Origin of the sequence: Paraburkholderia sediminicola (assembly GCF_046026895.1) — a bacterium.
In the GTDB taxonomy this organism is placed as follows: domain Bacteria; phylum Pseudomonadota; class Gammaproteobacteria; order Burkholderiales; family Burkholderiaceae; genus Paraburkholderia; species Paraburkholderia sediminicola_C.
The window spans coordinates 1-6,845 of the sequence record NZ_JAQQEU010000149.1; the positions used below are offsets into that span (position 1 = coordinate 1).

The following is a 6,845-nucleotide window of genomic DNA, read 5'->3' on the forward strand; positions in this document are numbered from 1 at the left end:
AATATCCGATGCGGCCGCCTGCAAAGACTGAACATGAGCTGGTCGAAAGAATACGGATAGTTTTGAGCTAGAGAATTTCCGGCGACACTCGTGCCCAAGGAGGGCCACTGGTCATGAAGAAGTCAAAGTCACCGAAAGGCAGGTCGCGTTCGCGCTGCACCAAGCCGACATCGGGGTATAGGTCGACGGGCGCTGACCGACCCACAGCGGCCGGCCAAACGGAATTGAAGGCAATGGCCGCTTCCGAGGTAGATCAGCCATTGCTCGACCCAGCACACAGGGATGCCCGACGATTCAGGAATTAATGAACGCTAGGAGATCCGCATTGATCGTATCGGCTTGCGTGGTGGGCATGCCGTGCGGGAAGCCCTTATAGGTTTTCAAGGTGCCGTTCTGCAGCAATTTCGCGCTCAACGGCCCGGAGTCGGCATAAGGTACGATTTGATCGTCGTCGCCGTGCATCACTAACGTGGGGACTGTGATCTTCTTCAAGTCTTCGGTGAAATCCGTCTGGGAAAAGGCCACGATCCCGTCGTAGTGCGCTTTGGCTCCGCCCTCCATTCCCTGACGCCACCAGTTCATCATCACGCCTTCGGACGGCTTGGCCCCTGGACGGTTATAACCGTAGAACGGCCCGGCAGCAACATCCCGGTAGAATTGTGAGCGGTTGCTGGCAACCTGCGCCTGAAATCCGTCAAAAACATCCTTCGGAAGACCTTCCGGGTTATTAGCTGTCTTAACCATGAGCGGTGGCACAGCACTGATCAGCACCGCCTTGGCTACGCGGCTCTCGCCGTGACGCGCGAGATACCGAACGACCTCACCGCCCCCGGTTGAGTGGCCAACGTGGATTGCATTTTTAAGTTCAAGATGCTCAGTAACAGCTGCAAGATCATCGGCATAGTGATCCATATCATGACCGTTGGCCGTCTGCGTTGACCGTCCGTGACCCCGACGGTCGTGCGCAATGACACGGAAGCCGAGGTTCAGGAAGAACATCATCTGGGCGTCCCAATCGTCGGCGCTCAGTGGCCATCCGTGTGAGAAAACTATGGGCTGCCCTGTTCCCCAGTCCTTGTAGAAGATCTGAATGCCGTCTTTGGTCGTAACCGTGTTCATCGTCATTCTCCTTGCTAAGGCAACCTGTCAAAGAAAAATGAACCACCGGCGCGAACTCGTGCGCTGTGAGGCATTGAGACGGGATAGGTAGACCGTCGGCGATCCGTTCTGGAAATGTGCTGGGACGTATCAACTAGGCAAACGCGCCTTTCAGGCCGAGAGTCTATTCGACTGTCAACCGATCTTACTTGTGCGTCATTCGATTGAAGCCACGACTTCGTCGGTAGTCACCACGCCGTGCGCGAGAAATGCGTAGTTGATCATCGCCGCCTTGTATCCGTCGCCCCAAACGGGATGACGCGGTCCGGCAGTGGCATCGCCAACAACATGAACCTCGAATCCCTGTTCGAGCAGATCACGCAGGTGTGACTCCACGCACATATTGGCAAGCATGCCTCCCAGTACCACCTTTCTCATTCCTCGCTTGCGTAGTTGAAGGACGAGATCATTGGTTTGCGGTCCGAAGACCTTGTGCGGACTCACAACAACCGTCTCACCGTCGTTGATGTAAGGTTTGAATTCGTCGAGCCAGTCAGCGCCGGAGCCTTCAAAACCTTCCAGACTCAACTGACCACTACGCGCAAACGTGCCGGTAGCGAATTCATCTGCCTCCAACGGTCCATTGAATTTCCATACGCGATCAGTCGGGAAAAAGTAGTGTGGCGAGATAAAGACCGCGAACTTCGCGGACTTTGCCGCCTTGAAGATTCGCAGCATGTTTTCTACCGTCTTGTTCTCTGTCACGCTTGCTCCCACCGCGCCCCAGTTCTTGCCGTTCTTGCTCAGGACATCGACTTGCGGGTCGATGAAAACCACGGCTGTCTCAGTTCGATCAAAGGACACTTCGGACCTCCAATAGAGAGCATGACGGCTAGGCGACTTCGTCGACCCGAGCCTGTCCGATCAGATTAGGAAACGGGGGACTGAAAAGCAACGGCAGTCCGACAGATTTCGATGGCGCATCCAAGTTCTTGCGCGGGGGGCGCCGAGCGACAGGGCGTATGAAGAATTCTGCATGTTGGCGCCGCGTGCATGCTATTAACAAGCTAATGATTAAGAAGCCAACGCGACCGATGGAATCAGGCCGCAAAATGCAATCGCCGAGTTAGCCTTTCTCTGCAGAGCAACGCCGCGACGAGCCCTGCGAGCCCTTTCCATCTATAGGCAGCACTGCTATGTTCCCGCCAGTGCCCATTTCACGGCGCGTCCGCTCGGACACGTGCACGTACTTAAAGTCCGCTGTCGGGTGACGAGCCGACGCCCGAATGACCGACCAATCGCGCGAACGAATGGCGGCAGATGGCCGAGGCTGTGTCAAAACGGAAAATCGCAAGGTTTTGAAGGGTCGCTTTACCGTTGCCGACACTCACCGAAGCCGTTGTAGGCCTTTCTCGCAAGCCGGTTTCGACAGCGCTCGAATGAAGCGCACGTTTTGACACGGCCTCGGCCGCGTGCTGCCTCACGCCGTCGGCATCAAGAGCTTCAGTTCGCTCGGTTTCGATCGGCAGCATGCGACCCGTTCCGGACACTGAACCAAGCGCCCACCTCAACGGCAGCTTTAGGCTGCAATGGACATTCATCCGTTCGATTCGGTCGGCGACTCACTAACGGAGAACGTGCGTCCGGATGGCCATTCTTGCGTGGATTGGAACAACGTTTTGTCTTTATTAGGGTTTTCACTTAGACGCGGCAGGCCTAGAGTTGTTTTCAGCGCTATCAGATCGACTTTGGCCGCCCGTAATACCCGCGGATGGAACCCGACCGCCCACTGGAAAATCATCATGAACGAATCCACCCACATCGAAGACTTTTCCGCCCTCGACGATTGGGCACCTGTGATTCCCGAGTGGCAAGCCTTCAGGCCCGAAGCCTATGAGCCCTGCTCGATCAAAGAGGACTGCGCCGACTGACGCGGCTCAGGCGGTGAGATAGGGTTCGGAAACGACAAAGCCCGACACGAAGCCGATTCGTGAGCACCCTTGGCGGCTGCTCGGCCGGCCCGGCGAAATCTCCGCAGCCTCAACCGTCACGTCCACACAGCATCAAGCGGAGTTTCACCATGAGTCGAGATCCCGCTCGTTCAACGAGCGTCGATTTCCTGCGCGGCCTGGCGCTGATCGTGATTACACTCGACCACGTCTCGCACAGCGCGCTCTCGCATCTGACACTGCATACCTATGCATTTTGCGACGCGGCCGAGGTCTTCGTCTTTCTCGGCGGCTATGCGAGCGCCGCCGCTTATTGCGCGATGTCAGCGAGCGGTGGCACAGCGCACGCGCATCGCCGCTTCCTTAAACGCAGTTGGGAAATTTATCGTGGCTATCTCCTGACGGCCGCTCTAATGCTGCTTTGCGGCCTGGCGATGCTCGCGCTGCACATCCACACCGCCATACTGACCTATACCGATGCGCCACGGTTTTTGGTCCGGCCGTTCCAGACGCTACTCGATATCGCCACGCTACGGCGCCAGCCTGATCTGGCTGCAGTGCTGCCGATGTATATCGGGTTCGCGCTGCGCGTGCCGCTGGTGGCGCCGGTTGCTCGTCGCCGGCCGGCCACCGCCCTGCTGGCGAGCCTGGCGTTGTGGCTGTGCGCACCCTCGCTCGCGCATCTGCTGCCGAGCGCCGACCCTATCGGCTGGTCATTCGATCCGTTCGCGTGGCAGTTGATGTTTATTCTTGGCATGCTGTGCCGGCTGCATCCGGTGTCCGCCGTGTTCCAGACTTCGCGCGCCGGACTACGGCTGACCTGGATTGCGCTCGCCGTGGCGCTGGCTTTCGCCGCTTACAAGTTGATGGTTGAGAACCAGCCGGAACCCGGCTATCTAAAACAGCACCTGAGTTCCCTGAGAGTCGTCAGCTTCGTCGCGATCGCCTGGCTGGTCGCGCAGATGAGCCGGCTCGGGTGGATCGACCGGCTGGCCGCGGCGCTACCGCCAGTGGTTACGGTCGGTCGCCAGGGACTGACCTGTTTTGTCTGGGGAACACTCATTTCGATCGTTGCCGACACCGCGCTGCAGGTCGCGGCGCCCGCTTTTCATACACGCACGCAAGCGGTTGCTGCGGCGCTATCGGCCGACTTGCTGACGATCGCGGGGGTGCTCGGCGTCGCCATCGCTGCGGCCAAGCTCAAATCCAATCGACCGACAGCGCGGCGGCAAGACAGAAATGGACAATACGGATGCCGCGCCGCTGCTCCGCACGTGCCAGTACCGACGATGGCCGCACCACGACCGAGCGGCCGCCACCGTCCAAGCGCTTGAGTGAGGTTGAGTGACAACAGATAGAGCGCCACCAACCGTAGCATTGCGTGGCCATCAGCACGCTAAACCGCCACCTCACGACATGGTTCCCGAACAACTTGATCGATCGCGCGGCGTTAGCGGCGCACGCTAATCAGACTGCTATGGACCAGGTAGATCGCGCTGCCGACATCGTGCCGGGGTCGCTGCGGGTCGACAGTCAGCATCTAAGTTCCGGCGGTTGCCGGATCGATGTGCAACAGGTGGCCAATTCATTCATCCGCATCATCTGTTCAGGTATATGTTGTGAACAAACAGCGTCGATTCAGGCTTACGATCATGATCGATGTTGATCATGTCCACGCCGCCCGGCAGGTTGTCCAGGAATTGCAGATTTGCGCGGGCGATGTCATCGTGCATCGCAGCCTGCAGGGCCTTGCGTGCGCCCTTGCCGCTCACGGACGATCCACGCGGCATTTGCAGAGGCGGTGCGTTCAGCGCCGGCGGGTTAGCAATCTGCGGTTGCAGGATCGACACGTTTTGGGCGTAACACGCGATAGGGGTGCCGCACAACAATGTCAGCAGGGTTGGCAGTAATAGACGCTTCACGATGGCCATCCTTTCTGATTGGAACCATCCGATTATGGCTGCCGCGCCTGATTCGACAGTGACGCGTCCATTAAGAATTTGTTATCCGAAGGGCAGACTCGTACTCGTGGCTGAGAAAAGCGACTTGGGTTTGACGAGGACGCAGTGGTTCGCGCTGTCCGGATTCGCAAGCGGAAGAACGTGCTCGTGGGAAGAGGCGTGAGGCCACTTGTCGCATCGAAAGGTGGGCAGTTAATTCGTCGAGAATTTGTTTGCTCAGCAATGCGTGGACGTCGACCTGCTCGCGTGGCCGCATGAGACGCGGGCGCGTAGAACGAGGTTCTCGACCATTAACACCGCAGGTAAGCTGCGTGCGGCTCCGGCGCGTGGCCACCGCCAGATTTCGCAGATTCGGACAATTTCCCCAGCGCGCGTTCGCGCCAACGGATGAGCGCTTCCAGCCGACGCGACAGGCGCTTGTCGACCCACACCGGTCTTACGACATATCGTTCGGGTAACGGCAGGCTTGCACCCGATAACCGGCCATTCGGAATGGCCGGGTTCGCTACGACGGCTGCGTTGTCCGATCGAACTTGTGTGCAAACCGCTGCGTCGCCCATTCGATGAAGACGCGCAACCGCTGGCTCATGTGCCTGTCTGGCGGATACACGAGGAAGAAGGGGTATAGATCTGGCTGAGTGGTGTTTGCCACGCACCTGATCTGTAAGGCCGAGAGCATCCAATACTCGCCCAGAAGAGTCGACGCCACGCAGAAGAGTCGCCTGGCCCACGCTTGGCTTCAGGGACCTCGAATCACTCATCCGTGGCCTGAACAGCGCATTGCCGTCAAACACCCAATAGGCCCGGTGCCCCATCAGGGACGCCGGGATCTGTGCGTGGGTATCGGGGAACCGGAATTCACACCGCGATTTGCTTTAATTAACGACCCCCAGAAACAATCTTTGAAATATAGCTTGTGTCTTGGGGCTTCTTGAATTACGTTTTCATTACGCGAATCTGACGTTTCGATTAGCGTTTCCGCTGCCTGGTGGCATGACATTTCCCCATCTATGCTCAGGTCGATCGCTGAGCTCTCGTTGGAGACATTTTAAGGATTACGGTTCAAGATAACTCGATGGAAACCGCCGCGCGTCGTACGCACAGTGCTTTACGTGCAAGCGTGAAGGAAGAAGCTGGCTCGTCTGAGCCGTGTAACTCAAGCAGCGAAGCGGGAGAGATTGTTTTAGAAAACGCTCCGAAGGGCATTTACGTATTAAAAGAAATAGTTGAAGAGATCAAAAAGAGGAACGGCTGGAACGAGCACCTCCCTGCCAATCAAGAAGAAGCCAAACTCAAGAAGGAAAAGCTGTTAAAAGCGGCCAATCTTGTAGCGGCATATTCTAAATTTTTGATGATATACGCATTCTTTGAAGCGGATCTAACGATTGACAAAGTCCCACTTAGACGCCTCACGACCACAATGGCGGGCGAGCAAGCCAAAGTATCCGCCACCGCACGTTTCGGTTTCGGCGGCGCAAAGTGGTACAACTGTTTCGCCGGGCTTCTTGCAACCGCCGGGCTTGCTGTGCGATTACCGAACAACGGACCCATAGCGCACGCAGGTTCGACGTGGGTGCTCACCGATGACGGACGCACTCCAGGCCCACGTGGGATTTTGGACGCTATCGTCCGCTTCAACGGCATCAACCCCGCTGTAGCAACTGCTAACCTGACGGACGAGAACGGAATGGTAAGCGTTGGCATTGAGGGCGCGCCGACGCAAGAATATATATCAGCCGAATCAGCGGTGGACGTCGACAAGCGGGCGACGGTTGTCGCCTTCTTCGTCCTCAAGCCCGCCGATTTCGTGAGAGACGTGACTGAAGCCACGGTCACG

At 57.6% G+C, this 6,845-nt stretch carries 8 protein-coding genes; 3 read left to right on the forward strand and 5 right to left on the reverse strand.

Annotated elements, in window-relative coordinates; translation table 11 throughout:
* Nucleotides 1–294 precede the first annotated feature (294 nt).
* The 4 genes from PQR02_RS39090 to PQR02_RS39105 all read right to left on the reverse strand — a co-directional run bounded on the left by PQR02_RS39090 (nt 295) and on the right by PQR02_RS39105 (nt 2,902).
* Nucleotides 295–1,119 carry an alpha/beta fold hydrolase gene (locus PQR02_RS39090; RefSeq protein ID WP_408243176.1) on the reverse strand — a complete coding sequence of 275 codons (825 nt, stop codon included), beginning with the start codon at nt 1,117–1,119 and terminating at the stop codon, nt 295–297.
* A 195-nt stretch (nt 1,120–1,314) separates the two neighbouring features.
* Entirely contained in the window at nt 1,315–1,962 is a 648-nt protein-coding gene (locus PQR02_RS39095; protein ID WP_408243177.1) for a cysteine hydrolase family protein, read from the reverse strand.
* 386 nt (nt 1,963–2,348) lie between these two features.
* Nucleotides 2,349–2,630: a hypothetical protein gene (locus tag PQR02_RS39100; protein ID WP_408243178.1), complete on the reverse strand. Its 282-nt coding sequence runs from the start codon at nt 2,628–2,630 to the stop codon at nt 2,349–2,351.
* Nucleotides 2,631–2,695: 65 nt separating this feature from the next.
* Nucleotides 2,696–2,902 carry a hypothetical protein gene (locus PQR02_RS39105; RefSeq protein ID WP_408243179.1) on the reverse strand — a complete coding sequence of 69 codons (207 nt, stop codon included), beginning with the start codon at nt 2,900–2,902 and terminating at the stop codon, nt 2,696–2,698.
* On the opposite strand from PQR02_RS39105, the gene PQR02_RS39110 reads away from it, so the two are divergent.
* Together PQR02_RS39110 and opgC are read left to right on the forward strand one after the other, a co-directional pair.
* Nucleotides 2,901–3,029: a hypothetical protein gene (locus PQR02_RS39110; protein WP_408243180.1), complete on the forward strand. Its 129-nt coding sequence runs from the start codon at nt 2,901–2,903 to the stop codon at nt 3,027–3,029. The genes PQR02_RS39105 and PQR02_RS39110 overlap by 2 nt on opposite strands.
* Before the next feature lie 149 nt (nt 3,030–3,178).
* On the forward strand, nt 3,179–4,381 hold the full coding sequence (gene opgC / locus PQR02_RS39115) for an OpgC domain-containing protein (protein ID WP_408243181.1): 1,203 nt from the start codon (nt 3,179–3,181) through the stop codon (nt 4,379–4,381).
* Between the two features lie 264 nt (nt 4,382–4,645).
* Here the strand turns inward: opgC and PQR02_RS39120 are convergent, their stop codons facing one another.
* Nucleotides 4,646–4,969, reverse strand: coding sequence for a hypothetical protein (locus PQR02_RS39120; RefSeq protein ID WP_408243182.1), 324 nt, complete (start codon nt 4,967–4,969; stop codon nt 4,646–4,648).
* 1,114 nt (nt 4,970–6,083) lie between these two features.
* Here PQR02_RS39120 and PQR02_RS39125 point away from each other — a divergent pair.
* On the forward strand, nt 6,084–6,845 hold a 762-nt coding region (locus PQR02_RS39125; protein WP_408243183.1), incomplete at its 3' end, for a hypothetical protein.

Coding starts and splice junctions, on each gene's coding strand:
- opgC (WP_408243181.1), top strand. CDS start 3,179: ATGAGTCGAGATCCCGCTCGTTCAACGAGCGTCGATTTCCTGCGCGGC.
- PQR02_RS39100 (WP_408243178.1), bottom strand. CDS start 2,630: ATGCTGCCGATCGAAACCGAGCGAACTGAAGCTCTTGATGCCGACGGC.
- PQR02_RS39090 (WP_408243176.1), bottom strand. CDS start 1,119: ATGAACACGGTTACGACCAAAGACGGCATTCAGATCTTCTACAAGGAC.
- PQR02_RS39110 (WP_408243180.1), top strand. CDS start 2,901: ATGAACGAATCCACCCACATCGAAGACTTTTCCGCCCTCGACGATTGG.
- PQR02_RS39105 (WP_408243179.1), bottom strand. CDS start 2,902: ATGATGATTTTCCAGTGGGCGGTCGGGTTCCATCCGCGGGTATTACGG.